This window comes from Acidovorax sp. LjRoot204 (genome assembly GCF_056175785.1).
Map to the genome: position 1 here is coordinate 1 of NZ_JBGFFF010000064.1, position 26755 is coordinate 26755.

General features: G+C 65.1%; 25 protein-coding genes and 1 riboswitch. Of the genes, 8 read left to right on the plus strand and 17 right to left on the minus strand.

Annotation, left to right across the window (positions count from 1 at the left end):
- Positions 1 to 1020, minus strand: a 1020-nt coding sequence (locus AC04MI_RS12910; RefSeq protein ID WP_476497927.1) for a bifunctional UDP-N-acetylglucosamine diphosphorylase/glucosamine-1-phosphate N-acetyltransferase GlmU, incomplete at its 3' end; no start/stop codon positions are given.
- Positions 1021 to 1185: 165 nt separating this feature from the next.
- The gene (locus AC04MI_RS12915) at positions 1186 to 1941 is read right to left on the minus strand and encodes a Crp/Fnr family transcriptional regulator (protein ID WP_476497928.1); all 756 of its coding nucleotides are present in this window, start codon (positions 1939 to 1941) and stop codon (positions 1186 to 1188) included.
- A 125-nt stretch (positions 1942 to 2066) separates the two neighbouring features.
- On the opposite strand from AC04MI_RS12915, the gene AC04MI_RS12920 reads away from it, so the two are divergent.
- Positions 2067 to 2465 carry a BLUF domain-containing protein gene (locus AC04MI_RS12920; RefSeq protein WP_056743858.1) on the plus strand — a complete coding sequence of 133 codons (399 nt, stop codon included), beginning with the start codon at positions 2067 to 2069 and terminating at the stop codon, positions 2463 to 2465.
- A 59-nt stretch (positions 2466 to 2524) separates the two neighbouring features.
- Here AC04MI_RS12920 and fabF read toward each other — a convergent pair whose 3' ends face one another.
- A complete protein-coding gene (gene fabF / locus AC04MI_RS12925; RefSeq protein ID WP_476497929.1) occupies positions 2525 to 3799 on the minus strand; it encodes a beta-ketoacyl-ACP synthase II in 1275 nt (424 codons plus the stop codon).
- 159 nt (positions 3800 to 3958) lie between these two features.
- Between fabF and AC04MI_RS12930 the strand changes: the two genes are divergently transcribed.
- Entirely contained in the window at positions 3959 to 4579 is a 621-nt protein-coding gene (locus AC04MI_RS12930) for a TetR/AcrR family transcriptional regulator (protein WP_436077556.1), read from the plus strand.
- Between the two features lie 85 nt (positions 4580 to 4664).
- Here AC04MI_RS12930 and AC04MI_RS12935 read toward each other — a convergent pair whose 3' ends face one another.
- Together AC04MI_RS12935 and AC04MI_RS12940 are read right to left on the minus strand one after the other, a co-directional pair.
- Complete coding sequence (locus AC04MI_RS12935) at positions 4665 to 5042, minus strand: DUF2917 domain-containing protein (protein WP_108497192.1); 378 nt, start codon at positions 5040 to 5042, stop codon at positions 4665 to 4667.
- A gap of 370 nt (positions 5043 to 5412) precedes the next feature.
- Positions 5413 to 5952, minus strand: a complete 540-nt coding sequence (locus AC04MI_RS12940; RefSeq protein ID WP_436077555.1) for a DUF2917 domain-containing protein — start codon at positions 5950 to 5952, stop codon at positions 5413 to 5415.
- A 131-nt stretch (positions 5953 to 6083) separates the two neighbouring features.
- Between AC04MI_RS12940 and AC04MI_RS12945 the strand changes: the two genes are divergently transcribed.
- Positions 6084 to 7085 carry a LysR substrate-binding domain-containing protein gene (locus tag AC04MI_RS12945; protein WP_476497930.1) on the plus strand — a complete coding sequence of 334 codons (1002 nt, stop codon included), beginning with the start codon at positions 6084 to 6086 and terminating at the stop codon, positions 7083 to 7085.
- Positions 7086 to 7176: 91 nt separating this feature from the next.
- On the opposite strand, the gene tyrS is transcribed toward AC04MI_RS12945, so the two are convergent.
- Positions 7177 to 8409, minus strand: a complete 1233-nt coding sequence (tyrS, locus tag AC04MI_RS12950) for a tyrosine--tRNA ligase (protein ID WP_395456356.1) — start codon at positions 8407 to 8409, stop codon at positions 7177 to 7179.
- 204 nt (positions 8410 to 8613) lie between these two features.
- On the opposite strand from tyrS, the gene AC04MI_RS12955 reads away from it, so the two are divergent.
- Positions 8614 to 9984 carry a peptidoglycan DD-metalloendopeptidase family protein gene (locus AC04MI_RS12955; RefSeq protein WP_476497931.1) on the plus strand — a complete coding sequence of 457 codons (1371 nt, stop codon included), beginning with the start codon at positions 8614 to 8616 and terminating at the stop codon, positions 9982 to 9984.
- Positions 9985 to 10021: 37 nt separating this feature from the next.
- Entirely contained in the window at positions 10022 to 11131 is a 1110-nt protein-coding gene (locus tag AC04MI_RS12960; RefSeq protein ID WP_476497932.1) for an anhydro-N-acetylmuramic acid kinase, read from the plus strand.
- Positions 11132 to 11164: 33 nt separating this feature from the next.
- On the opposite strand, the gene mdtD is transcribed toward AC04MI_RS12960, so the two are convergent.
- The 7 genes from mdtD to AC04MI_RS12995 all read right to left on the minus strand — a co-directional run bounded on the left by mdtD (position 11165) and on the right by AC04MI_RS12995 (position 17534).
- Positions 11165 to 12586, minus strand: coding sequence for a multidrug transporter subunit MdtD (gene mdtD / locus AC04MI_RS12965; RefSeq protein WP_395456360.1), 1422 nt, complete (start codon positions 12584 to 12586; stop codon positions 11165 to 11167).
- A gap of 104 nt (positions 12587 to 12690) precedes the next feature.
- Positions 12691 to 13056 carry an iron-sulfur cluster insertion protein ErpA gene (erpA, locus tag AC04MI_RS12970; protein ID WP_008907234.1) on the minus strand — a complete coding sequence of 122 codons (366 nt, stop codon included), beginning with the start codon at positions 13054 to 13056 and terminating at the stop codon, positions 12691 to 12693.
- A 60-nt stretch (positions 13057 to 13116) separates the two neighbouring features.
- A complete protein-coding gene (locus tag AC04MI_RS12975; RefSeq protein ID WP_056057955.1) occupies positions 13117 to 13515 on the minus strand; it encodes a bactofilin family protein in 399 nt (132 codons plus the stop codon).
- Positions 13516 to 13670: 155 nt separating this feature from the next.
- Complete coding sequence (locus tag AC04MI_RS12980; protein WP_121941052.1) at positions 13671 to 14381, minus strand: DUF6776 family protein; 711 nt, start codon at positions 14379 to 14381, stop codon at positions 13671 to 13673.
- Positions 14382 to 14538: 157 nt separating this feature from the next.
- Entirely contained in the window at positions 14539 to 14931 is a 393-nt protein-coding gene (rpsI, locus tag AC04MI_RS12985; protein WP_005798582.1) for a 30S ribosomal protein S9, read from the minus strand.
- A gap of 11 nt (positions 14932 to 14942) precedes the next feature.
- The gene (gene rplM, locus AC04MI_RS12990) at positions 14943 to 15374 is read right to left on the minus strand and encodes a 50S ribosomal protein L13 (RefSeq protein ID WP_476497934.1); all 432 of its coding nucleotides are present in this window, start codon (positions 15372 to 15374) and stop codon (positions 14943 to 14945) included.
- A 192-nt stretch (positions 15375 to 15566) separates the two neighbouring features.
- The gene (locus AC04MI_RS12995; RefSeq protein ID WP_476497935.1) at positions 15567 to 17534 is read right to left on the minus strand and encodes a serine/threonine protein kinase; all 1968 of its coding nucleotides are present in this window, start codon (positions 17532 to 17534) and stop codon (positions 15567 to 15569) included.
- Positions 17535 to 17785: 251 nt separating this feature from the next.
- Here AC04MI_RS12995 and AC04MI_RS13000 point away from each other — a divergent pair, with 251 nt between their 5' ends.
- Positions 17786 to 18673 (plus strand): 23S rRNA (adenine(2030)-N(6))-methyltransferase RlmJ, encoded by an 888-nt coding sequence (locus AC04MI_RS13000; RefSeq protein ID WP_436077553.1) that lies wholly within the window; start codon positions 17786 to 17788, stop codon positions 18671 to 18673.
- Between the two features lie 33 nt (positions 18674 to 18706).
- On the opposite strand, the gene AC04MI_RS13005 is transcribed toward AC04MI_RS13000, so the two are convergent.
- The 4 genes from AC04MI_RS13005 to ahcY all read right to left on the minus strand — a co-directional run bounded on the left by AC04MI_RS13005 (position 18707) and on the right by ahcY (position 22688).
- On the minus strand, positions 18707 to 19093 hold the full coding sequence (locus AC04MI_RS13005; protein ID WP_369804283.1) for a septal ring lytic transglycosylase RlpA family protein: 387 nt from the start codon (positions 19091 to 19093) through the stop codon (positions 18707 to 18709).
- Between the two features lie 176 nt (positions 19094 to 19269).
- Positions 19270 to 20121, minus strand: coding sequence for a methylenetetrahydrofolate reductase [NAD(P)H] (gene metF / locus AC04MI_RS13010; RefSeq protein WP_476497936.1), 852 nt, complete (start codon positions 20119 to 20121; stop codon positions 19270 to 19272).
- Complete coding sequence (locus AC04MI_RS13015) at positions 20118 to 21104, minus strand: TlyA family RNA methyltransferase (protein ID WP_260668537.1); 987 nt, start codon at positions 21102 to 21104, stop codon at positions 20118 to 20120. The genes metF and AC04MI_RS13015 overlap by 4 nt, the downstream gene beginning before the upstream one ends.
- Before the next feature lie 150 nt (positions 21105 to 21254).
- Entirely contained in the window at positions 21255 to 22688 is a 1434-nt protein-coding gene (gene ahcY / locus AC04MI_RS13020) for an adenosylhomocysteinase (RefSeq protein ID WP_476497937.1), read from the minus strand.
- 73 nt (positions 22689 to 22761) lie between these two features.
- Positions 22762 to 22841: riboswitch (S-adenosyl-L-homocysteine riboswitch) on the minus strand.
- A gap of 176 nt (positions 22842 to 23017) precedes the next feature.
- On the opposite strand from ahcY, the gene AC04MI_RS13025 reads away from it, so the two are divergent.
- Both AC04MI_RS13025 and AC04MI_RS13030 read left to right on the plus strand, forming a co-directional pair.
- Positions 23018 to 24646, plus strand: a complete 1629-nt coding sequence (locus tag AC04MI_RS13025) for a peptide chain release factor 3 (RefSeq protein WP_476497938.1) — start codon at positions 23018 to 23020, stop codon at positions 24644 to 24646.
- Positions 24647 to 24660: 14 nt separating this feature from the next.
- Positions 24661 to 26755, plus strand: a 2095-nt coding sequence (locus tag AC04MI_RS13030) for an acyltransferase family protein (RefSeq protein WP_476497940.1), incomplete at its 3' end; no start/stop codon positions are given.

Genomic DNA, 26755 nt, shown 5'->3' on the forward strand with positions numbered 1-26755 from the left:
CTCGCCCACCGTGGCGCCCAGCTTTTCACCGTCGATGTGGGTGTAGGGGTGAATTACCGCGCCCGCTGCGATGCGCGCGTTAGCAATGCAGCAGTTCGCGCCAATGCTCACGCCCTCGCCCAGCTCCACGCGGCCGGTGAAGACGCAGTTGACGTCGATCTCCACGTCCTGCGCGCACACCAGTTCGCCGCGCACGCCGGTGCGGGTGTCGTCGCGCACATCAAAGCGGGCCGGGTCGGCCAGGCGCACGCCCTGCTCCATCAAGGCTCGGGCCTGGCGCAGCTGGTGGGCACGCTCCAGCTCGGCCAGTTGCAGCGGGCTGTTGACGCCTGCCACCTGCAGCGCGTCGGTGATGCGGTGGGCCACCACGGGCACACCATCGGCCACGGCCATGGCGACGACGTCGGTGAGGTAGTACTCGCCCTGGGCGTTGTGGTTGGTCAGCCGCGCCAGCCAGGGCGTGAGCAGCCGCGCGGGCACGGCCATGATGCCGCTGTAGACCTCGGTGATGGCGCGCTGGGTGTCGGTGGCGTCCTTGTGCTCGACGATGCCTTGCACGGCGCCGTCGGCGTTGCGCACGATGCGGCCGTAGCCGGTGGGGTCGGGCAGGGTCACCGTCAGCAGGGCCAGCTTGTCACCTTCGCTGGCAGCCACCAGGGCGCGCAGGGTGTCGGCGTGCGTCAGCGGCACATCGCCCGACAGCACCACGGCCGTGCCGTCGTCGCGCAGGTGCGGCACGGCCTGCTGCACGGCGTGGCCGGTGCCYAGCTGGGGCTCCTGGCGCACAAACTTCAGGTCAAAAGTGCCCGTAGCGCTAGTCGTGTTTGCGGTAGCCGCTTCTACTTCTGTAGCACCATGGCCTGTGATGACAATGGCGCTGCGGGCCTGCAGGTGCGCGGCCTGGTCCAGCACGTGGTGCAACAGCGGGCGCCCGGCCAGGCGCTGCAGCACTTTGGGGGTGCGGCTTTTCATGCGCGTGCCTTTGCCGGCCGCCATGATGAGGATGTCGAGTGGGGTCATGAAAATGGAATGGGGGTTGCGCAGCACAAGCCCGACGCGCGGGCGTTGCGTGGATTATCGGCTGCAGCCCACGGGGCACAACACGCTATCCAATCCATAGCTAACTGCATATGATTGACTAGCGCTTGCGGCCTGTTGAACCCCAAACCTGCCGCAACGACGGCGCTACAGCAGCGGCATCAAGCGTGGCGGGGTGTCGTAGTACTCGGCAATGCGTGCCAGCGCGCGGGTGTTGAGCAGGCGCAGCCGCCCGTTTTTCAGCTCGTGCAGGCCCAGCATGGACAGGCGCCGCAGCGTCTTGTTGGTGTGCACCAGCGACAGCCCGAGTGCGTCGGCAATGTGCTGCTGGTTGAGCGGGAACGCCACCGAGCCATCTTCCACCAGCCCGATACGGTCGAGCCGGCGGTACARGTGCATCAGCAGCATGGCCACRCGCTCGGYSGCGTTGCGGCGGCCSGYGGTGASCAGGTTGTCGTCCACATGGCCCTCTTCGTGCGCCGATAGCCAGGTGATGTCGTAGCCCAGGCGCGGGTGCTCGCGAAACAGCGCCCACAGGCTGTCGTTCTGGAACACGCACAGCGAGCAGTCGGTCAGCGCCTCGATACCGTGGGCCGACACATCGCCAAACTCCTGCTGCAGGCCTACCAGGTCACCGGGCAGCAAGAAGTTGAGGATCTGTCGGCGCCCGTCGCTCAGCGTCTTGTAGCGAAASGCCCAGCCCGAGTACAGCGTGAACAGCTTGGCGTTGGTCTGGTTCTCGCGCACCAGCGCACCGCCCGCTTCCACGGCAAGGCTGTCGGTGCGAAAGCCTTCGATGAAATCCAGCACCTCCGGCTTCACGGCCGTGAAGGCCCCCGTTTTGCGCAAGCGGCATTGCTGGCAGGCGGGCGGACACGCATGGGGCGGCAGGGAGACGTTCATGGTGGCGCCATTCTAGGGACCCGGGCCGTGACCGCGAAGCTGTGCAGCCGCCCCGCAACGCCTGCCGCGCCTATGTCTTTTGACATTGCACCGCGCAGCCGGGCCTTCTACATTGGGCGCTACTTATGAAAATCAGCTCCGCCCTTTACGAAGTTCTCTACGTCAGCACGCTGGCGCCCGACCAGCCGACCGCCGTCGTGGCAGAGATTGCCGCGAAGGCGCGCCAGGTCAACGCCGAGCTGGACGTGACGGGCCTGCTGATCTTTGACGGCCAGCGCTTTTGCCAGCAACTCGAAGGCCCGCAAAAGGCTGTGCTCAAGCTCATCGAACGCATCCGCAACGACCCGCGCCATGTGAACGTGGAGGTAGTACACAACGGCCCGTTGGCGGGGCGGCGGTTTCAGCAGTTCAGCCTGGCGTTCAGCACGGTGGAAGACGCCGATGCGCTGGCCCGCATGGAGCGGCTCGATGGTGAAGCGGCACTGGCCGCGTTTGAAGCCATGCGCGGAGAACTCGTGATCTGAACAGGCGCCGCCCGGCGCCCTTTGCACACCGTGCGGCGCGTGCGCCCGCGTTGCCAGCGTCAAGCCGTGGGCAACCAGCGCCGCAGGATCAGCGTGGCATTCACGCCGCCAAAACCAAACCCGTTGAGCATGGCATGCGTGAGTGCCATGGGCCGGGGCTGCAGGGCTACCAGGTCCAGCCCCTCGGCCAGCGCATCGGGCGTGTGCAGGTTCAGCGTGCCGGGCACCACCTGGTCGCGCAGCGCCAGGGTGGTGAAGATGGCGGCCACGGCGCCCGCCGCCCCCAGCAGGTGCCCGGTGGCCGACTTGGTCGAACTGATGGCCACCTGCGCAGCCGCGCCGAACACCCTGCGAATGGCGGCCAGCTCGCCCCGGTCACCCACACCGGTGGACGTGGCGTGTGCGTTCAGATGCTGCACGTCCTGGGCCGTGAGCCCTGCCTGCGCCAGCGCGGCCCACATGCTGCGCGCGGCGCCGTCACCGTCTTCGGGGCCGGAGGTGATGTGGTACGCGTCGGCCGACGTGCCGTAGCCCACCAGCTCGGCCAACGGCTGTGCGCCGCGCGCCAGGGCATGGTCCAGCGCCTCGATCACCAGCATGCCTGCGCCCTCGCCCATCACAAAGCCGTCGCGCTGCGCATCGAACGGGCGCGATGCCTGCTCGGGGGTGTCATTGAACGCCGTGCCGAGCGCCTTGGCCGCCGCAAAGCCGCCCAGGCTCACACGGTCGATAGCGGCCTCGCTGCCGCCGCACACGGCCACATCGGCCTCGCCGCTGCGGATCAGGCGTGYGGCATCGCCAATCGCCTGCACGCTGGCGGCGCACGCAGTGACCGGAGCCCCCAGCGGTCCCTTGAGCCCGTGGCGGATCGACACCTGCCCCGCCGCCAGATTGACCAGGAACGATGGCACCGTGAACGGCGATAGCCGCTGCGGCCCGCGCGTGTCGGTGGTGCGCACGGCCTCGGCAATCGCACCAAAGCCGCCGATGCCCGAGGCGATCACCGTGGCCGTGCGCTCACGCGCCCGCCCGTCGGCCGGTCGCCAGCCCGCCTGCGCCAGCGCCTGCTGCGCCGCGCCCAGCGCAAAGGGGATGAAGCGGTCCATCTTGCGCTGGTCTTTGGACGAGACAATGGCGTCCACATTCCAGCCGCCCTCGGGGTCTTGCGCTATGCCGGGAACCTGCCCGGCGACCTTGGCGGCAATGCCTTCTGTCACCGCGTCCGGCAAGCGCGAGAGGCCGGAGCGCCCAGCCAGCAAGCGCTGCCACGCCAGTTCTACACCGCAGCCCAGCGGCGACACCAGGCCCATGCCTGTGACCACCACGCGGCGCATCAGGTCACCCCCTCGTTGCTGCTCATACCACTCGCATTTTTCATGGATTCACCTCGTCAGACAGTTGGGGCACAGAGGCTCTGCACCTTTATGATTGCAACCGTCATCATAAACCGCAAACCCATTTTTGCGTACGACCGCAATCAATAAGAGGCTTCCATGAAGGTTTCCAAAGCACAGGCCGCAGAGAACCGGCAGGGCATCCTGGACGCGGCGGCCCGCCTGTACCGCGAGCGGGGGCTGACCGGCGTAGGGGTGGCCGACATCACGCGCGATGCCGGGCTTACGCATGGCGGGCTGTACCGGCATTTCGCGTCCAAGGATGTGCTGGTGCAGCAGGCGTGCACCAAGGCGTTCGACTGGTCCATCCCCGTGCTGGACGGCGAGCGGCCTCACGCTACGGTGGGCGACCGCATCCAGCGCTACCTCTCACCTGAACACCGCGACGCGCCGGGCTCAGGCTGCCCCGTGGCCGCATTGGCGGTGGACGCCGCGCGGGCGGGCGGCGGGTTATCCGAAGTGTTTGCCCAGGGCATCGAGCGCAACATCCAGCGGTTTGCCCAGCTGCTGGCTGACGGCGCTGCCGATGCCGGCGGCGGCGCCACCCCATCGCCACAAGACCGCGCCCGCGCGATCCATGTGCTGGCCACCATGGTGGGGGGGATGGTGCTGGCCCGCGCCACGGTAGCGGCGCAACCCGCGTTGTCGAATGAGCTGATGGTGACGCTGCAGACGCAGCTGACGGACTGGCTGGACAACACATCCAGCCCCTCGAAGTAAAAAAGAACAGCCAGCGCTTGCGTCACAAGCACTGGCCGTTCTTAACAAGTCACATCACCCGGGGCAAGACGCCCCTGGGATCATGTCAGGCACAGCAGGCGTCGCCCCAGGCGGGCGCCCCATTGCCCACCGACGCACGGCGCCACCACGTGGCAGGCCGCGCATCGGCGGCATCGCCGCGCACCCAGCGGTATTGCAGGCGGCGGCCGTTCAGGGGTTCGACCACCACCGCCTGGCCTGCCGCCACAGGCAGCGACTGACCGGCGCACAGAAACACGTCGCTGCCATCGCCCAGGCCCTGGCCCAGCGTGACCCAGGCCTGGCCTTCGGCAATGCGCAGGGTCATCGCGGCCTTGGGGGCCAGGGTGACGGCGGCGCCTGCGGCCACATGTCCCGCCTCACCGGCGGCAGCGCCCGTGGCGCGGGAAGATGCAAACAGATGAAGAGCGTGAGAGGTTGTCATGGCTTTCTCCGGGTTAACCCTAATATGACCGTATGGTGCGCCGGTTGCAGAACAACGTCCAATGAAAAGCACGGCACCGATTGATGCTTTTCCTGCATGGGAGAGCCTGTTCAACGTCTTTTTGGAGTCGCACAAGTCCCTTGCCGGGATGGGATGCAAGGCGCAGTGCGCAGTGAATAGCCCGGCTATCCACAAGCGCTGCAACGCCGCAGACCGCCCGGCAAGGCACTTGCCCGAAGGGTTGGAGTGAAATCGGGCGATTGGACGCCCCGACTGCTTGCATGGGCACGAGCCCATGCGGCGCACCCGAAGCATCCACTCATCCCGAGTGCACTCCAATGCGCTCTCCAAAAAGACATTGAACAGGCTCTTAGGCCGGCCTGCGCTGTAGCGGCGCTGCTATCCGAAGCAGAGCAAACCGGGCGAAGCCGACGGCAAACCGGCCGCCCGCGCCCGCCACACCCGCCAGCGCCGTGCCCAGGGCGCGTCCGCCCTGCCCTAGCGCCTGCCCCAGATCGCGCAGCGGCTGCACGACGCCACATTCCCAATCCCTGGCGGCTGTGCTGGCGGGCTGCGCCAGAGCAGGGGCTGCCAAGACGTCCCAGCGGAAAGCCACCGGCTCCGCGCAGCCGGAACCGGCCCAGGCTTCCATCACCACATGCTGCCCCGGCGCAACCGTCAGCTGTTGGCCGGGCAGCAGCACGTGGTCCACAGCGGCGCCCGGCATGTCCGCCAGAACGCCACGCAAGGTGACCCACGCCTGCCCCTGGGCGATCTGCAGCACGCCATGGGTGTCGGGGTGCAATGACAAGGCCTGGCCTGTGGCCAGTTTCCAGCAACCGGCCGCGCGACGGCCAGCCGTGGCGGCGTGGACGGATTGTTGCGATTCCAGAACGTTGCGGGGGGACATGACAGGCTCCTTGGCTTCAGTAAAACGTGTTGAGGAGCCTGGATAGTGCGCTTTACACCGTACACAGTCCAATGAAAACAAGGTACGCTATTCATTCCGTCAACGCATGAATCGCACTCAGGATCACTGCCATGGCCTCTGCCGAATACTCTCCCGCCGTCTTGCGCACCCGGCCCGTGGCCACAGGGCACTGGCGCGCCTTTCTGACCGTGGCCAAACACCTGAACTTTCGCGCGGCCGCCGACGAGCTGGCCCTCACCCAGTCSGCCGTGAGCCGCCAGATCCAGKCGCTSGARGAAGAAGTGGGCGTGSCSCTGTTCCTGCGCCACACGCGCGCGGTGGAGCTGACCAGCGCGGGCGCGCAGCTGCAACGCGCCGTGGGCCCGGCGCTGGAGCGCATGGACGCCGCCGTGCGCCTGGTGCGCCAGACGGCGGGGCGCCGCAGCGTGGCCATCACCACCTGGGCCAGTTTTGCGTCGATGTGGCTGATCCCGCGCATGGAGGAGTTCCAGCGCGACAACCCCGGCATCGACATCCGCATTGATGCGAGCGACGTGCAGGTGGACCTGGAAACCTCGGACGTGGACCTGGCCCTGCGCTATGCCATGCCGGCCGGGGCCACGCAGGGCGGCATCCGCCTGTTTGGCGAGCAACTGGCCGTGGTGGCAAGCCCCTGGCTGCTCAAGAGCGGCAAGCCGCTGCGCACCCCCGCCGATGTGGCGCAGTTCACCCTGATCGAGGCGGGCGACGCCCACCGCACGCACTACCTGGAGTACCTGAGTTGGCGCCGCTGGTTCGACACCCGCGACCTGACCAAGCTCCAGCCCCAGCGCTGGCTGTACTTCAACTACGCCCACCAGATCGTACAGGCCGCGCTGGCCGGCCAGGGCCTGGCCCTGGCGCGCATGCCACTGATTGCCGATGCCCTGGCCGCGGGCGACCTGGTGGAGGTGCTGCCCGGCCACCGCATCGACTCGCCCCTGGCCTACTGGCTCATGGTGGGGCCGCGCAGCGCGCAACGGCCGGAGATCAAGGCCTTCTGCGCCTGGTTGCAGGTGCAGGCCGAGGCCACCCGCCAGGCGATTGGCGATGTGCCCGACCCGGACCTGAACGACAACCTGGACGGGTCATGAAAAAAGCGCTGGGCCCTGCGGCCTCAGCGCTTTCATTTTGATAGCTATCAGCGCTTATTCTTCTGTCGCTTGCGGCTGATTTAACCCCAAATCAGGCCAAAGTCACCCGTGCAAACTTGCGCTTGCCCACCTGCACCACGTAGGTGCCGGCGTCCAGCTTCAGGCCCTTGTCACTGACCACGCTGCCTTCCACGCGCACGCCGCCGCCGTCGATCAGGCGGTTGGCCTCGCTGGTCGAGGGGGCCAGGTTGGCTTGCTTGAGCAGCGCACCAATGCCCAGCGGCGCGCCAGACACGCTCACCTCGGGGATCTCGTCCGGCACGCCGCCCTTGCTGCGGTTGATGAAATCCTGCTCCGCGGCATCGGCCGCAGCCGCGCTGTGGAAGCGCGTGGCGATCTCCTTGGCCAGCATCACCTTGGCGTCCTTGGGGTTGCGCCCGCCAGCGATCTCCGCCTTGAGCGCGGCGATGTCGGCCAGGCTCTTGAACGACAGCAGCGTGTACCAGTCCCACATCAGGGTGTCGCTGATCGACAGCACCTTGGCAAACATGGTGTTGGCGTCCTCGGCAATGCCGATGTAGTTGTTCTTGGACTTGGACATCTTGTCCACGCCGTCCAGGCCCACCAGCAGCGGCATGGTGAGCACACACTGCGGCTCCTGGCCATATTCCTGCTGCAGATGACGGCCCATGAGCAGGTTGAACTTCTGATCGGTGCCACCCAGCTCCAGGTCGCTCTTCAAGGCTACCGAGTCGTAGCCCTGCATCAGCGGGTACAGGAACTCATGCACCGAAATGGACTGGCCGGTGGTGAAGCGTTTGTGGAAGTCGTCGCGCTCCATCATGCGCGCCACGGTGTACTTGGCGGCCAGCTGGATCATCCCGGTAGCACCCAGGGGTTCGCTCCATTCGCTGTTGTAGCGGATCTCGGTGCGGGCCGGGTCCAGCACCAGGCTGGCCTGCTTGTAGTAGGTCTCGGCATTCACCTTGATCTGCTCGGGCGTGAGCGGCGGGCGGGTGCTGTTGCGGCCAGAGGGGTCGCCAATCAGGCTGGTGAAGTCGCCGATCAAGAAGATGACCTGGTGGCCCAGATCTTGCAGTTGCCGCATCTTGTTAAGCACCACCGTGTGGCCGATGTGGATGTCGGGGGCCGTGGGGTCCAGACCCAGCTTGATGCGCAGCGGCTGGCCCGTGGCCTCCGAACGCGCCAGCTTCTTGACCCATTCGTCCTGTGGCAGCAGCTCTTGCACGCCGCGCAGCGAGATTTCGAGGGCTTGTCTTACACCATCAGTGACCGGGGTTGTTGTAACAGCAGATTGATTCATAAGGGTTTTTTGGGATGTCTAGACAGCATGCACCGCTATACTTCAGCCCACATTGCAGAGGCGGATTCTAGTGGGCCCGCCGTTTCGACCTGTTTTTCATCAACCTGTCGAATGGCTGCAGCCTGACAGTCTGTGCTCCTGGCCCCGCCCCGCATTCACACCGGGGGTGTGCCACGGATCCGCAATCACCCTGGGGATAGACCTTTGATTCACGGCCTCACTACGGTCCGCACCGCCAGCATCGCTTTGCTTGACCGGCTGTCCCGCACGATCCAACAACATCCCAAACGCATCACCGCCGCCGTTGCAGCCATCCTGCTGACGGGCGGCGGCGGCGCATTTGCCGTGGCCTCCTTCGCACCCGACCCGGCCGAGCTGCCGGTGCGCATGGTGAACTACCCGGTCGAATCGCTCGCCGAGAACATGGTGCTGGGACAGCTGGATGCGCCCAGTTTTTCGCTGTTCCGCTCCGAACAGGTGCGCAGCAGCGACACCCCCGAGTCGCTGCTGCAGCGCATGGGCGTGGCCGACCCGGCCGCCGCCGCCTTCATGCGCAGCGACACGCCGGTGCGCCAGAACGTGCTGGGTCGCACCGGCCGCATCGTGTCGGCAGAAACCACCRACGACCACCGCCTCATCCGCCTGACGGTGCGCTGGGTGCCGGACGACAGCGGCAACTTCCGCCGCCTGATCGTCGAGCGCACGGGCGACAACAAGTTTGCGACCCGCATCGAAACCGCCAAGATGACGACCAACAGCCGTCTGGCGGGCGGCATCATCAATAGCTCGCTGTTTGCCGCCACCGACGCGTCGAACATCCCCGACGCCGTGGCCGTGCAAGTGGCCGAACTGTTCTCGGGCAATATCGACTTCCGCCGCTCGCTGCGCAAGGGTGACCGCTTCTCGGTGGTGTACGAAACCCTGGAAGCCGATGGCGAGCCCCTGTCCAGCGGCCGCGTGCTGAGCGCCGAGTTCGTCAACAACGGCAAGACCCACCAGGCCGTCTGGTTCCAGGAACCCAACGCCACCAAGGGCGCGTACTACACGCTGGACGGCGAAAGCATGCGCCGCGCCTACCTGACCTCACCCGTCGAGTTCTCGCGCGTGACCAGCGGCTTCAAGATGCGCCTGCACCCCATCCTGCAAACCTGGCGCGCCCACCTGGGCACCGACTTTGCGGCCCCCACGGGCACCRCCGTGCGCACCGTGGGCGATGGCGTGGTGGAGTTTGCGGGTGTGCAGAACGGCTACGGCAACGTGGTGTTCATCAAGCACCGCAACCAGCACGTCACGGTGTATGCCCACCTGAGCCGCATTGACGTGCGCCAGGGCCAGTCGGTCGAACAAGGCCAGACGCTGGGTGCCGTGGGCGCCACGGGCTGGGCCACCGGCCCGCACCTGCACTTCGAGTTCCGCGTCAACGGCGTGCACCAGGACCCGATGACCATCGTCGCCCAGAGCGAAGCCGCAGCACCGGTGTCTGCAGCCGCACGCCCTGCGTTTGACCGCCTCGCGGCCAACATGCGTGTTCAGCTGAACGCCGCTGCGCTCATCGAGCAGGCCAGCGCAGACTGATCGCCCCCACACACTTCCAGACACCACCCGTCAGGCCATGTCCGATCTGTACATCGGCCTGATGTCGGGCACCTCGCTCGACGGGATCGACGGGGTGCTGGCTGATTTCTCGGGCCTGCGCCTGCAGGTCACACACCACGCCAGCGCCGCCTTTGCCCCCGCACTGCGCACCGAGCTGCTGGCTCTCAATACCCCCGGCGACAACGAGCTGCACCGTGCGGCCCTCGCAGGCAACGCGCTATCCCGGGCCTATGCCGGGGTGGTGCACACCCTGCTGCAGCGCAGCGGCCACCCGGCAAGCGCCATCCGAGCGATAGGCGCCCACGGGCAGACGGTGCGGCACCGCCCCCAGGAATTTGACGGCACAGGCTACACCCTGCAACTGGGCAACCCCGCCCTGCTGGCCGAGCTGACGGGCATCACCGTGGTGGCCGACCTGCGCAGCCGCGACGTGGCCGCGGGCGGCCAGGGTGCGCCGCTGGTGCCCGCCTTCCACCAGGGCGTGTTCGGCCGGCCGGACGAGACGGTGCTGGTGCTGAACATTGGCGGCATCTCCAACCTCAGCGTGCTGGGGGCARATGGCAGCGTGCTGGGCTTCGACTGCGGCCCGGGCAACGCCCTCATGGACCACTGGTGCCAGCAGCACACCGGCCAGCCGTTTGACAAGGATGGTGCCTGGGCCGCCACGGGCCAGGTGCTGCCGGACCTGCTGGCTGCGTTGCTGCAGGAGCCGTATCTGCACAAGCCCCCCCCAAAAAGCACGGGCCGCGACCTGTTCAACCCCGCCTGGCTGGCAACGCACCTGCAGCCCTTTGCGCAGACCGCAGCGGCCGATGTACAGGCCACATTGACCGAATTCACCGCAAGCGCTAGTGCCATATGCGCCAACAGCTATCCAAACAATAGCAAAACCCTGGCCGTATGCGGCGGTGGTGCGCTCAATGGCCAGCTCATGCTGCGGCTGCAGGCTGCCTGCCCGTCCTTGCAGGTGGTGGCCACCGATGCGCTGGGCCTGCCCGCCCTGCAGGTGGAGGCCGCCGCGTTTGCCTGGCTGGCGCGCCAGGCGCTGCAGGGGGCGCCAGGCAACCTGCCCAGCGTGACCGGTGCGGCCGGTACCCGCGTGCTGGGCGCGGTGTACCCCGCCTGAGCCGTCCGGTCTACACAGCCCTGGACAGGGCGATCAGCCGTGGTCCCCGGCATCAACCGAGGCGCCTGCCTGGGCGCCGGAACGGTCTTGCGGCGACAGTTGCCAGAAGATACCGGCTGAAGCCACCGTGATCAGTCCCATGCAGGCAAACGTGGCCTGAAAGGCTTGCAGGGTCTGTGTCGTGCCGGTGGGCTGGAAGAAATCGGTGAACGCCGCCAGCACCGCCCCCGCCGCAGCCACCCCCATCCCCATGGCCACCATTTGCACCATGGACAGCAGGCTGTTGCCGCTGCTGGCCATGTCGTGCCCCAGGTCCTTGAGGGTCACGGTATTCATGGCCGTGAACTGCAGCGAGTTCACCGCACCAAACACCGCCAGCTGCACCACATGCACCCACAGCGGCTGCGAGGGTGCCGCCAGCCCGAAGCTGGCCATGGTCACCCCCACCAGCAGCGTGTTGCCCACCAGCACCTGGCGGTAGCCGAAGCGGGTGATCAGCGTGGTGGTGAACCGCTTCATGGACATGCCCGCCACCGCCACGGGCAACATCATCATGCCCGCCTGCAGCGGCGAATAGCCCATGGTGACCTGCAGAAGCAACGGAATGAGGAACGGCATGCACGAGCTGCCCAGCCGCGCAAACAGGTTGCCCAGCAGCCCGATGCGCAACGTGTCCACCGAAAACAGGCGGGGCGAAAACAAGGGGTCGGGCCGCCGCGCCGCGTGCAGCCAGTAGGCCACCAGGCTCGCCAGCCCGAAGATCATGAGCACCAGCACGCTCGCCTGCCGCAGCCCCAGGCTGGCCAGGCCATCCAGCGCCAGCGACAGCGCCACCATGCCAAAGGCGAGCATCAGGTAGCCCGCCAGGTCAAACCGCGCCACCGTCGGCGCGGGTACCCCGGGCATGTAACGCATGGTGGCGGCACAGCCCAGCAGGCCCACCGGCACGTTGATCAGGAAGATCCAGTGCCAGGAGGCCACCTCGACCAGCCAGCCACCCAGCGTGGGACCGATCAGCGGGCCGATCAGCCCGGGAATGGCCACAAAACTCATGGCCTGCAAGAACTTCTCGCGCGGAAAGGTGCGCAACACCACCAGCCGCCCCACGGGCAGCAGCAGCGCGCCCCCCAGCCCCTGGAGCACCCGGGCGGCCACCAGTTGGGTCAGGCTGTGCGACAGCGCGCAGAACACCGAGCCCGCCACAAAAAAGACGATGGCCAGAAAGTACACCCGGCGCGCACCAAACCGGTCGGCCACCCAGCCCGATGCCGGAATCAGCATCGCCATGGCCAGCGAATACGCCACGACCACCGACTGCATGCGCAGCGGGCTCTCGCCCAGGCTCTGCGCCATGGCGGGCAGCGCGGTGTTGACGATGGTGGCGTCCAGCGTCTGCATGAAGAAGCCGACGGCCACCAGCCACAGCAGTACTTTCTGGGAGGGTTCCTGGTGCATGGTTTGCAGGGTTTTTCAAACGAAACGAACGCACCCCATAAAAAAACCGCCCGAAGGCGGTTGATTCAGTCAGGGGTGCAGGGCTGCGCCTGTCACGGTGCCCCTCAGGCCGAGAAGCTGGAGCCGCAGCCGCAGGTGGTGGTGGCGTTTGGGTTCTTGATCACGAACTGSGCGCCYTGCAGGTCTTCCTTGTAGTCGATCTCGGCRCCSACCAGRTACTGGTAGCTCATGGCRTCGATSAGCAGCGACACACCRTTCTTGGTCATGGTGGTGTCGTCTTCGTTGGTRATTTCATCGAASGTGAARCCRTAYTGGAAGCCSGAGCASCCGCCGCCYTGCACGAACACSCGCARCTTSAGGTCGGGGTTGCCYTCTTCGGCAATCAGGTCCGCCACCTTGGCCGCCGCGCTGTCGGTGAACAGGATGGGGGCGGGCATTTCGGTCTGGATGTTTTCGGCAACWGCGCTCATGGGGTACTCCGGGTTCAGGGTTTGCAGGGAATACTACTGCAAACCTCTCGGGAATTCAGGTCACTGGCTGTTTGACGCTAACTTCAGTGGGGGCTTTTCCTCCACCAGCACGGCCATTGGAATCAATTGCCCCGCGATCACGGCGCCCTGGTGCATCTCCAGGGCCTTGTAATGCACATTGCCCGTGATCTGCGCCTTGGGCTGCAGCTCCAGCAGCTCTCCTGCATGCACAGGGCCCAGCACCTGGCCGTTGATGATCACATGGTCGGCATGCACCGCCCCCTCGACCCGCGCCGTCTCGGAAATCACGAGGATGCTGGGCTGGTCCGCCGCCGCCCGGATATCGCCGACCACTTCACCGTCAATGCGCATGCCCTCGGCAAAATGCACATTGCCTTCGATCTTGGTGCCCTGTGCCACCAGGCTTTTGATGGGTGGCTGCTTTTTACGCGAGAACATGGTCGGAAGACTCCTGAAGTGCCAGGCGGTTACAAAGGCCCGCTTGGGGATGGAATTCGTGCCAGCAAGGCGGCAGGTTGTGGGTGGCAGCTGGGGCTGGATTGCCGGGGCGAGAGCGCTAAAACCTGATCAGCGCATCCACCGTCCACCCTGCACTATTCGATGGCCATGGTCTGGCTGGTGCGTACGGTGGCACCCTCCAGCACGCGCGCGGTCACGGTTTTTACCACGGCCTGCGGCGGCAGATCGAGCACGCCCTCGATGCGGCGGTATTGTTTGACCTGCAGCGACTGGCCTTGGGGTGGCTGGGTCTGTGCCCACGGTTTGCCATCCAGAGTGCCCGCCAGCACCAACTCCAGCCGCCCGTTGAACTCCGGCGCATTGCGGGCGGCCTGGATCACCAGCACCTGCCAACGCAGCTGCATCCCGCCCAGCACCTCAGCCTGCAGCGCGCGAATGGCCAGCCCATCGGTCTTGGCCGCAGGGATCAGCTTTTCAAAGAAGCCCAGATCCTCGCGCAGCGTGCGATTGTCGGCTTCAAGCTGGCGCACCTGGGCCATCAGGCTTTCCTTGGCAGCGCGCTCGGTGGCCAGCAGGCTCTCGGCGGTCAATGCCACCGTCTGGCGCTCCTGGCCCTCTTCTCGCAGGCGGCTGATCTCCGCCTTCATCTGGACCACTTCGTCACGCGAAACGGTATCGATCCCGGCAATGGATTTGCCGAATTCAAAGGCCCACAACGCCACGGCAGCGCAGAAACCCATCACCACGGCCAGGGCCAGCCATCGAAAGGGCCAGGGCAAGGCGCTGCGGATGGCCACCCGGGGGGCGCTGATGGTCAACCGACGGCGAAGCAGGCGAAAGCGCATAGGCTCGACAGGCGGACCATGGAAGGCCTCCCAAAAAAACGAAAAGAGCGCACCATAAACGAAAAAACCGCCCGAAGGCGGTTTTTCTCTGTAAAGCACTCGCAAGGAGTGCCTTGCAGTGGATGCTGCACAAGGCAACATCCGGCAGCGCCACAGCTTAACGCTTGGAGAACTGCTTGGCGCGGCGTGCGGAGTGCAGACCGACCTTCTTRCGYTCGACTTCACGKGCATCGCGSGTSACGAAGCCGGCYTGGCTCAGGACGGGCTTGAGGGATGCGTCGTAATCGATCAGGGCGCGGGTGATACCGTGGCGGGCAGCGCCAGCCTGGCCGGATTCACCACCACCGTGCACGTTGATCTGGATGTCGAAAGTTTCGACATGGTTGGTCAACGCCAGGGGTTGCTTGGCAATCATGATCGAGGTTTCGCGGCCGAAGTAGGACTGGATGTCCTTGCCGTTCACCGTGATCTTGCCGGAGCCTTTTTTCAGAAACACGCGAGCGACGCTGGACTTGCGACGGCCGGTGCCATTGTTCCATTCACCAATCATCTCAAGGCTCCTTAGATTTCCAGCACTTTGGGCTGCTGGGCGGTGTGGGGATGCTCAGCACCGCCGTACACCTTGAGTTTCTTGATCATCGCGTAGCCAAGGGGGCCCTTGGGCAGCATGCCCTTGACAGCCTTTTCCAGCGCACGGCCGGGGTGCTTGGCTTGCATGTCGCGGAAGTTCGTGGCCGTGATACCGCCGGGATAACCCGAGTGACGGTAGTACACCTTGTCCAAGGACTTGGTGCCGGTGACCTTGAGTTGGGCTGCGTTGATAACGACGATGAAGTCACCGGTATCGACGTGAGGCGTGTAAATGGCCTTGTGTTTGCCGCGCAAACGGAGAGCAACTTCGCTGGCTACTCGTCCGAGGACCTTGTYGGTCGCGTCAATCACAAACCACTCGTGCRYSACSTCAGCGGGCTTKGCGCTGAAMGTWKTKGTCATGAGTTTTCTCTTCAAAAGAGGGTTTGGCGRGYCCTTTTCCACGGTCGGTGCTTCTCTGAAGGAAGCCTCTTAGGTGGCAAAAAGTCTTCGCCGCGGGACCACAAAAGCGCTGCGAAGCCTTCTATTATACGAAAGAGCCATGCGTTAGCGCAAGAGCGCCCTCAGCCAAGGCCCTCAGGGCACCTGCTCCGGTCAGTTCGGCGTCTGGCGGCGGCGCTGCTCGTCGGCCTCGTAACGGCGACGGTTTTCCACACAGACAGTTTGATTGGCCTGGGACGGCTTCTGGCATTCTTGGTGAATACACATCGGGCGGGCCAGGAAGTTGGCGTCGGCGCACACCTCTTGCGGCGAGGGCAGGCGGGGCGGCGGTGCGGGGCGGGGCTTGGGCTCGGCCACCACCGGAGGCGGCGCCGGCACGGGCTCTTCATGCACCACGATGGGTGTGGGTGCGGGCTCTGCGCCTGCACGCTTGGCCACCCGGGGGCTCGGTTTGGGTGCAGACGCAACCACAAAGGCAGGAGCAGGTGCGGCCGCAGAGGCGGCGCTGGCTGACGCCACTGCGCCATCCGAGCTCAGACCTTGCGCGTCGCCCCCGGCAGCAGCCGGAGCGCTGACCTCCACCAGGGCAGCGTCTGAAGCCGCCGCTGCGGCAGGCCGCTCGGCCATCTCCGTAATGATCTCGTCCCGGGGCGGCTTGCTGCCCTGGCTCCAGCGCCAACCGGCACCGGCCACCACAGCCACCAACGCCGCCACCACGATGCCCGCCACCAAAGGGGAACGCCGGGGGGATGGGGTCGGCTTGCCATTGCTGCGCACTACATCCCGCTCCAAAGGCGCAGAACGCCGATCGGCTGCACGCGACCCGCCTGCGCCCGGTGAACGGTGGTGCGGCAGGTCCTCAAAGCGCGAATCGTCGTCGGCCACCACGGTATCGCCGGCATCGATGAACACCGTGTCGCCAGCATCGGCCGCCACGGTGTCAGGACCAGCCAGCATGACCGTGTCCCCACCGAAATCATCGCCAGGGCGGCTGGCATCCGATGCGGGAGCCGCCGCCACCAAGTCCTCACGCTGGGCCTGCGCCTGCATCTCGGCCACGATCTTGGGGGCGGAGGTCACGTCCACGGTAGGGGTGGCCAGACCCGGGCCAGGCTGGTCGGCGGGCTCCACCCAGATGTCGCCCAACTCCGCCCGGAAGTCGAAGTGCTGCACATCGTCCGGCGCCGACGTCATCTCCATGGTCTGGAGAAAGGCATCGATGCTCTGGGGGCGGTCCTCGGGCCGAAGGGCCAGCGATTGGGCAATTGCCGCGACAAAAGGCGCTGAATACTCCACCCCAAACTGCCGCTTGACGGTTTTGGCGATACGGGAGAACGACACCATGCGGTCACGGATGGAGCGCAGCGTGGCGGGCAGAGGCGTGTCGTTGGCCAAACACCCGTGCATGACCGCCGCCAGCGAGTACAAGTCGCTCCACGGGCCTTGGCGCAGTTCCTCGTCGCCGTCGGAATACTGCTCGATGGGGGCGTAGTTCACCTTCAGCACGGCCGTGTGCTTGCGGTCCTGGTCGTTGATGGCATGCCGGGCGGCGCCCAGGTCCAGCAGCACCGGCGGGCCGTTGTCCTGCAGGAAAATGTTGTCGGGCGAAATGTCGCGGTGCAGCGTGTTGCCATCGTGCAGCACGCGCAGCGCATCCAGCACCGACCACAGCAGCTTGCGCAGCCAGGCCTCGGGCGGGGGGGTGCGCATCTGGGCACGGGCTTGCTTGAACGTCATGCCCGAGTACAGCGGCATGACCATGTAGGCCGTGTTGTTGGCCTCCCAGAAGCGGAACACCTTGACCAGAGAAGGATGGTCAAACTGCGCCAGCAGACGGGCCTCGCCCACAAAAGAGACCAGCCCGGCCTGGAAGGTCTGCTGGTCGGACGAGGACCGCACCCAGAGCGATTGCCCCTGCGAGCGTCCGGCCAGCGCCGAGGGCATGTACTCCTTGATGGCCACCGCCCGGTGCAGGGAATGGTCAAAAGCCTTGTAGACCATGCCAAACCCGCCCACCCCCAGCAAACCCAGGATCTCGAACTCCGCCAGGCGGGTGCCAGGGGGCAGCGCATCGATATGGCTGACACCACTGGCGGGGGCTGTGCTGGAGCTTGCGGTCATGGTCAGAGGACGGGGCGGGCTGGCAATTTCAAATGCAAATCAATGAGGCAACTACGGCGACGGCGAAACGCTGACCCCGCCGCAGGCGCGATCATGAAGCATGGCCGCGCCGGATTTGGCAACAAATGGCTAACAAAGTACGGCCTGTCTGCCAAAAACATCACGTCCCCCGCCACCACACGGCCCCCCGATTGTGCCGCGCCCGGACACGGGAGCCCCCCTTGGCACAACACACTCGTTACCATTGGGCCATGTTCAGTTATCGCCACGCCTTCCACGCAGGCAACCATGCCGATGTGCTCAAGCACACCGTCCTGATTGCCGCCTTGCAACATCTCACCGAAAAAGACGCGGCGCTGACCGTGCTGGACACCCATGCGGGTGCGGGCCTGTACCGGCTGGACGGGGACTATGCCAGCACCAGCGGCGAAGCCGCCAATGGCGTGGCCCGGCTGTTTGCGCCAACCACCCCCGCCCTCACCCCCGCCCTGCAGGCCTATGTGGACATGGTGGGCGCCTTCAACCAGGGCAAGGCGCTGCGCGTGTACCCCGGATCGCCCTTCATCACCCAGCGCCTGCTGCGCGACCACGACAAGCTCAAGCTGTTTGAGCTGCACCCCACCGACCTGCGCGCGCTGGCCGGCAACGTGGCCCAGCTGGAGGCGGGCCGCCAGGTGGCCGTGCTGCACGAGGACGGCTTTGAGGGCATCAAAAAGTTCCTGCCCCCACCGGCCCGGCGCGCCCTGGTGCTGTGCGATCCCAGCTATGAAATCAAGAGCGACTACGCCAAGGTGCTCGACATGGCGGCCGACTCGCTCAAGCGTTTTGCCACGGGCACCTATGCGTTCTGGTACCCCATCATTCCGCGCCCCGAAGCCCACGACCTGCCCCGCCGCCTGAAAACGCTGGCCACCAAGGCGGGCAAAAGCTGGCTGCACGCCACGCTCACCGTCAAATCGAGCAAGATCACGGAAACGGTAACGGGCGACACCAAGCGCCCAGGCCTGCCCGCCAGCGGCATGTTCCTGATCAACCCGCCCTACACACTGAAGGCCGCGCTCAAAAACGCCTTGCCCCAGATGGCCGAGCTGCTGGCGCAGGACAAACACGCCACCCACACGCTCGAGTCGGGCGGCTGACCGGCCTCACAAGAACCTGTTCAAAGCCTGGCGTCAAGGCGCCGCCGGGCAGTCCTTGTCGTCGTCCTGCAGGGCGAACAGCTCCACTGGCTTCAGCCCCAGGCCCACCATGCCCAGCGCCTCGGCGGCGCCCCGGCTCAGATCAATCACCCGGTTGCGGGTGTGTGGACCACGGTCGTTGATGCGCACGATCACCGTGCGCCCGGTGGCCTGACTGCGTACGCACACGCGTGAGCCAAAGGGCAGCGTGGGGTGCGCGGCCGTGAGCGCTCGCATGTCAAACAGCTCCCCGCTGGCAGTACGCCGCCGGTGGAACTGCGCCCCGTACCATGAGGCAAGACCCACCTCATCCGCCTCCAGGCTGAGCGGCGACCCGGCAGGAGTGCTGGGTTCCGGTTTGGCCGGGGGATCGATCAGCATGGCCTCGCCCGGCACGGACAAGAGATTAGGGGCCAGCGCATCCGGCTCTGCCTGCAACCCCTGGGCTTGAACAGCAGTGCAAGCGCTGCACAGCAGCCAGAGACCCACCGCTCGCCGCAGCAGCCCCCGCAGGGCAGCGCCGCGATGGGCCCCGGGAGGCTGTGTGCCCCCCGCCATCAGATCCCCAGCCTGCGACAGATCTCCAGCGTCGCGGCGCTTTGGTTCATGGTGTAGAAGTGCAGTGCGGGCACGCCGGCACTGCGCAGCTGGTCGCACAGGTCGGTCACCACATCCAGGCCAAACGCCTTGATGCTGGCGGTGTCGTCCCCAAACGCCTGCAGCCGCAGGCGGATCCAGCGCGGAATCTCGRCACCGCAGGCATCCGAAAACCGCATCAGCTGCGTGGAGCTGGAAATCGGCATGATGCCCGGAACCACCGGTACGTCGGCACCCAGCTGGTGAGCGTCTTCGACGAAGCGGAAATACGCGTCGCTGTTGTAGAAGTACTGGGTGATCGCGGAGTCCGCGCCCGCACGCACCTTGGTCACATAGGCCTGCAGGTCTGCCTCGGGCGACCTGGCCTGGGGATGCACCTCGGGGTAGSMSGCCACCTCGATGTGGAAGTCSCGGCCGGTYTCSKCGCGGATGAAGGCCACSAGGTCGCTSGCGTACTGGAACTCGCCGCCCGYGCCRTAGCCGCTGGGCAGGTCGCCGCGCAGCGCCACCAGGCGCTTGACGCCCATGGCCTTGAGTGTGGCCAGCTGCTCGCGCACCGACTGGCGCGTGGCCCCGATGCACGAAAAGTGCGAGGCGGCACCGACGCCTTCGGACAGGATCTCACGCACCGTGCCGAAGGTGCCTTCTTGCGTGGAGCCCCCTGCGCCATAGGTCACCGAGCAGAAGTCGGGGTGCAGGGCATACAGCTGCTGGCGTGCCACGCGCAGCTTGTCGGCACCTTCAGGCGTCTTGGGCGGAAAAAACTCGAAACTCACCGGGAACCCGGTGCCTTGCGCGTGGGCTGCATTCATGCGGCTCTCCTTGCGTGTACAAAAAATTCTCGGTTGCCATCGCCGCCCTGGATGGGACTATCGATCCACGCCAACACCTCCAGGCCCAACGCGGCGCAGCAATCGCGAATGCGCTGCTCCACCACCGCATACAAGGACTCGTCGCGCACGATACCGCCCTTGCCCACCTGCCCGGGTTGCAGCTCGAACTGTGGCTTGACCAGCATGACCAGGTCGCTCTGGGGCGCCAGCAACGGCACCAACGCAGGCAACACCAGGGTGAGAGAGATGAAAGACAGGTCACCCGTCACCAGCGCAAAACTGGGGGTGATGTCCACATCGGCGCACTCGGGCCGGCGGCGGCGCTCCACCGGCAGCGTTCCCTGGGCGCGCTGCGCGCGCTCAGACTTGAAGGCCTCGATGTCCTGGTCCTTGGCGTCGTCGCTGTCGTCGTACGCCTCGTCCACCAAGCCGCCGTTGCGCATCCAGCTGTAGGGGGCCTCGGGTTGGGTTTCGTTGTCTTCTTCGGGCACGATGACTTCGGACAAGGCCATCTCACAAGCCTGCACCAACGCATCGGGCGTGAGCGAGCGGGCATTGACGCCCTCCACACACACCACACGCAGATCGCTGCGCAGCCGGTCGTGCAACTGGGCGTGGCCCACGTCCACCCCGATCACCTGGGCAGCGCCTTGCTGCAGCAGGCAGTCAGTAAAGCCGCCTGTGCTCTGCCCGACATCCAGGCACCGCAGGCCAGCCACCGACAGGCCCAGCGCCTTGAGCGCGCCTTCCAGCTTGAGCCCGCCGCGCGAGATGTACTTGGCTTCTGCATCGTCCAGCAGCTGCACCTCGGCCACCGACGGAATGTCGTCGCCGTTCTTCACAACCTTCTGCCAGGGCGCCAGCGGCGACAGGCGCCACTGCACGCCCGAGGCAATCAGGCGCTGCGCCTGCGAGCGCGTGGCAGCGTGGCCACGCTCCACCAAAAATACATCTGCGCGCATCGCGCCCATCCTTTTAGAGTCAAATCGGCTAGTAGCGCTATTGAATCATGCGCCAGCAGCTATCAATTAAAGAGCAATCAGACATTGCTCCGAGCAACGGCGCCAGACCACCGTGCGCGCGCTCCGTCGCCGGGGCGCGCTGCACCGGGATCAGTAGCGGTAGGTGTTGGCCTTGTAGGGGCCTTGCTTGGACACGCCGATGTAGGCGGCCTGCTCGTCAGTGAGTTCGGTCAGCATGGCGCCCACCTTCTTGAGGTGCAGGCGCGCCACTTTCTCGTCGAGGTGCTTCGGCAGCACATAGACCTTGCCAGCCTGGTACTCGTCCTGCTTGGTGAARAGCTCGATCTGCGCGATGGTCTGGTTGGCGAAACTGGAACTCATCACGAAGCTGGGGTGGCCAGTGGCGCAACCCAGGTTCACCAAGCGGCCCTTGGCCAGCAGCGTGATCTTCTTGCCGTCAGGGAAGATGACATGGTCCACCTGGGGCTTGATCTCGTCCCACTGCAGCTTCTCCAGCGAAGCCACATCGATCTCGTTGTCGAAGTGACCGATGTTGCACACGATGGCYTSGTCCTTCATGGCGGCCATGTGCTCGTRGCGGATCACGTYSYKGTTGCCSGTGGYSGWCACGAAGATGTCGSMCTTGTCGGCRGCRTATTCCATSGTSACGACCTTGTAGCCTTCCATYGCGGCYTGCAGSGCGTTGATGGGGTCGATYTCGGTGACCCACACCTGGGCGCTCAGSGCRCGCAGRGCCTGGGCCGAGCCCTTGCCCACGTCRCCGTAGCCSGCCACGCAGGCGACCTTGCCGGCGATCATCACATCGGTGGCGCGCTTGATGGAGTCCACCAGCGATTCGCGGCAGCCGTASAGGTTGTCGAACTTGCTCTTGGTCACCGAATCGTTCACGTTGATGGCACGGAACATCAGGCTGCCCTTGGCGGCCATTTCGTTCAGGCGCAATACGCCCGTGGTGGTTTCTTCGGTCACGCCGATGATGTGGGCGCTCTTGCGGCTGTACCAGGTCGGGTCCACGGCCAGCTTGGCCTTGATGGCGTTGAACAGGCAGGTTTCTTCTTCGCTGGTCGGGTTGGCGATCAGTGATGCATCCTTYTCGGCGCGCTKGCCCAGGTGCATCAGCAGCGTGGCRTCRCCGCCGTCGTCCAGGATCATGTTGGGGCCTTCGCCCTCAGTGCCGGCAGCGCCGAAGTCAAAGATGCGGTGGGTGTAGTCCCAGTATTCCGCCAGGGTTTCGCCCTTGATGGCGAACACGGGCGTGCCAGCGGCAGCAATCGCGGCCGCGGCGTGGTCTTGTGTGGAGAAGATGTTGCACGATGCCCAGCGCACTTGTGCACCCAGCGCCTGCAGTGTTTCGATTAGCACGGCGGTCTGGATCGTCATGTGCAACGAGCCGGTGATGCGCGCGCCCTTGAGCGGCTGCTTGGCGGCGAATTCTTCGCGGATGGCCATGAGGCCAGGCATTTCCGTTTCGGCGATGCGGATCTCTTTGCGGCCCCATTCGGCCAGGCCGATATCGGCAATGATGCAGTCGGTGTTGACCGGGGCGTTGACGCGTGCGTTCATGATGGTGTGCTCCAAAGCATGTTTGAAAAGCCACTGCGCGAAGGGGATGGTCGATACGACTCACCGCACGCGAAGTGGATGAGCGTCGTTGCTAGATGACTCCGAGCCTCACGCCCCGCCTGTGCTGGGGACGCTGCAACGCTCCTCGGATCTGCGGATTATAAAAGCAAGTGCTCGCCCGGCGCTACGCCAGCGGGGCAATCCGTCCCCCAGCCTTGCACGGAACAGTAAAATCCCGCGACCGCAGACCTCGTGGCCTCCCCGCAGGCCCCGCCCCCAGATTCTTGTGCAGGGCACGCTGCCCCGCTCCATCCCATTCAGGAACCCCTGTGTCCTACGCCCCAGAAACCCGGCGCCGCCGCACCTTTGCCATCATTTCCCACCCCGACGCCGGTAAAACGACGCTGACGGAAAAGCTGCTGCTGTTTTCGGGTGCGATCCAGATCGCTGGCGCCGTGAAGGGCCGCAAGGCCAGCCGCCACGCCACCTCCGACTGGATGGAAATTGAAAAGCAGCGCGGCATCTCGGTGGCCTCGTCGGTCATGCAGATGCTSTACCGCGASCACGTGATCAACCTGCTCGACACRCCCGGCCACAAGGACTTCTCGGAAGAYACCTACCGCGTGCTCACSGCSGTCGAYTCGGCSCTGATGGTGATCGACGCSGCCAACGGYGTGGARGCGCAGACGCGCCGSCTGATCGARGTCTGCCGCCAGCGCGACACGCCCATCATYACCTTCGTCAACAAGATGGACCGCGAAGTACGCGACCCGCTGGACATCATGGACGAAGTGGAGCGCGAGCTGGGCATGCCCTGCTGCCCCATGACCTGGCCCGTAGGCCAGGGCAAGGCCTTCGGCGGCATCATCAACCTGCGCACCAAGACCATGACGGTGTTCGAGTCCGGCAGCGAACGCCGCCCGCAGGACTTTGAATCCATACCTCTGTCGGATGAAACCACACTGCGCGCGCGCTTCGGCGCCGAGTTTGACGCCGCGCTGGAGAGCATGGAGCTGGCCGTGGGCGCATCCCCCGCATGGGACCRCGAGGCCTTCCTGGCCGGCAAGCWGACSCCSGTGTTCTTYGGCTCCGGCGTGAACAACTTCGGSGTGATGGAGGTGCTGGACGCACTGGTAGACATGGCACCGCCACCCGGCCCGCGCGTGAGCACGCTCGAAGTCAACAAACAGCCCGTAGTCAAGACCATCCAGCCCGAAGACGAAGGCTTTGCTGGCGTGGTGTTCAAGGTGCAAGCCAACATGGACGCCAACCACCGCGACCGCATCGCCTTCGTGCGCGTGGCGAGCGGCAAGTACACGCCGGGCATGAAGCTCAAGGTGCAGCGCACCGCCAAGGAACTGCGTCCCACCTCGGTCGTGACCTTCATGTCCCAGCGCCGCGAGGCCGTCGAAGAAGCTTATGCAGGCGACATCATCGGCTTCACCACGCACGGCGGCGTGCAGCTGGGCGACACCATCACCGACGGCGCCAACCTGCAGTTCACTGGCCTGCCGTTCTTCGCACCCGAGATGTTCATGACCGTCGTGCTCAAGAACCCGCTGCGCACCAAGCAGCTCCAGCAGGGCCTGGCCCAGCTGGGCGAGGAAGGCGCGATCCAGGTCTTCAAGCCCGATGCCGGCGGCAACATGCTGCTGGGCGCCGTGGGCCAGCTGCAGTTTGAAGTGGTGCAGCACCGCCTGAAAGCCGAGTATGACGCCGACGTGCGCCTCGAAGGCTGCCAGTACACGGGCGCGCGTTGGATCACGGCCGACAATGCCGCCGACCTGCGCGCGTTCACCGACGCCTACCCGCTGCGCCTGGCGCACGACGCGGCCGACACACTGGCGTACCTTTGCACCTCGCCCTACGACGTGCGGCTGGCGCAGGAGCGGTTTCCGAAGATCCACTTCCATCCTCTGCGGGAGCATGCGGGGTTGGCTTTGCAGGCCAGCGCATGAGCGCCCCGAGTTCCATGAAGGCCCACACGGGGGTGCCATCCCCAGCCACCCACCCGGGTAACAACTTCGACGCGATCCGCATCGTGGCCGCGACGATGGTGCTGTACAGCCACCACTTCGCGCTTACGGGCCAGATGGAGCCGTCTTTCTTCGGCATCCACAGCCTGGGCGGGCTGGCGGTCACCATCTTCTTCGTACTCAGCGGGTATCTGGTGAATGCCAGTTGGCAGAGGGATCCGAACCTCTGGCGATTCGGGCTTCGTCGTTTTTTACGCATCTGGCCAGCCCTTACCGTCGCAGTGGTATTGACCGCCTATGTCTTGGGCGCCTGGGTCACGCAACTTCCGTTGAAGGAGTACCTGACACACCGCGCAACGGCCAACTACCTGCAGGCGCTGGGGATGAAGATCCATTTCGTGCTGCCCGGGGTGTTTGAGAACAACCCCTATCGCCTCGGCGTGAATGGGTCGCTGTGGACCATTCCCATCGAAGTACGCTGCTACATTGCGCTGGGCCTAGCGGGGTTGATTGGTCTGTTGAAGTACCGGCCCGTGATGCTTTTGAGCATTGCGGTTCTGATCGGCTGGTTTCTCGCCCGCAGCAATCCCGACGTGACCGGCACGGTTCACCACGGTCGTGAGCTGAGTGCGTTCTTCTTGGCCGGCGCCGCGCTCTACACCTTGGAGCCGTACTGGCGCCGTCGGCCTGTGCTGTGGGGCGGAGCCATCGCCCTTGCAACTGCCTCCGCGTGGATGGCGGGCTGGCGGCATAGCGCTTTGCTGCTAGGGCTGCCGTTTTTCATCATTTATTCCGGAACTCAAGCCACGGCATACATCCGGCGCGCTGGCCGGTGGGGAGATCCTTCGTATGGCATTTATCTGTTCGCATTTCCCATCCAGCAAACCGTCATTCAGTATGGATGGCCCCAGCTGGGATTCACAGGAACGCTCTGCATATCGCTTGCCATTACCGTGGTGCTGGCCTACGCCAGTTGGCATCTAGTGGAGAAGCAAGCTTTGAGATTCAAGCCGTCGTCCTCGCAGGTGTGGTTTGGCGCGTCGGCCGTGCGCGCCGTCAAAACCCGCTTTCTGGCGCTGTCCGAACTGCAGTACTTCGCCTTCGTCTTGGCGTTGATTGGCGTCGTGTATGCCGCCTGGCTCGTCGCCTCCTGGCCCGGAATTCTGGGGCAAGACAGCCTTGCCATCATGCTGGAGGTCGATACCGATCGCGTTCACCAAGCCAACAAGCCGGCATTCTGGTATCTCTATGCGCTGCTCACCTACGGCGCAACAGGGCGGGTCGAGGTTCCGATCGCTTTGCAGATGCTGATTTGTGCAGCAGTGTGCGCACGCATACTGGCCTGGATGCTGGCGCGCCGCATGTGGAAGAGCTTTGCCTACTGCCTCATCTTTGTCGCACTGGCGCCCAGCGTCGTGTACTACTCCAGCAGCTTCTACTCGGACGGTATCTATGCGATTGCGCTCAGCGGCATGATGTTCGAAGTGTGGAGGAGCATCCGCAACCGCAGCGTGGATCTATCGTCGTTGCTGATCTTCTTCGTCACCATACCGTTTGCAATCTTCGGGCGACCCAACGGCGTGTTGAATCTAATACCGCTTGCGGGATTGACTTGGCTACTGTCCAAGCCCTACAGAATCCGCATGAGCTTGGTCATCGTCCCTTGGCTTATCGTCGGCTTTGGCAGCCAGTTCATCTACAAGTACAAGAACCCTATCGGTTCGATATTCCCGCTCGCACTGTATGAAACGGTGGGTTTCCTGGAGCACCGGCCTATGGGGCTGTGGGAACACGACCAACCACGCGTCACAGCCAAAACAGTCGATGCGCTGACCTCTACGGGCCAATCGCTGGACAAGATCCGCGAGTTCTACGACCACTACTACTGGGACCCATTGATCTTCTTTCCCACGGGCCCCGCTCTTATGTCGCTCTCAGACAAATCCAAAAGAACCATCCTCAAGGAGTTCTTCAAATACAACCTGTGGCACAACTTCCCCGCCTTCATGGCCAGCCGTGTCAATATCTTCCTGTACGCGGCGATGGCCAATGGCGGCATCCCCGACCCCTCCGAGACCAGCAAGATACTGC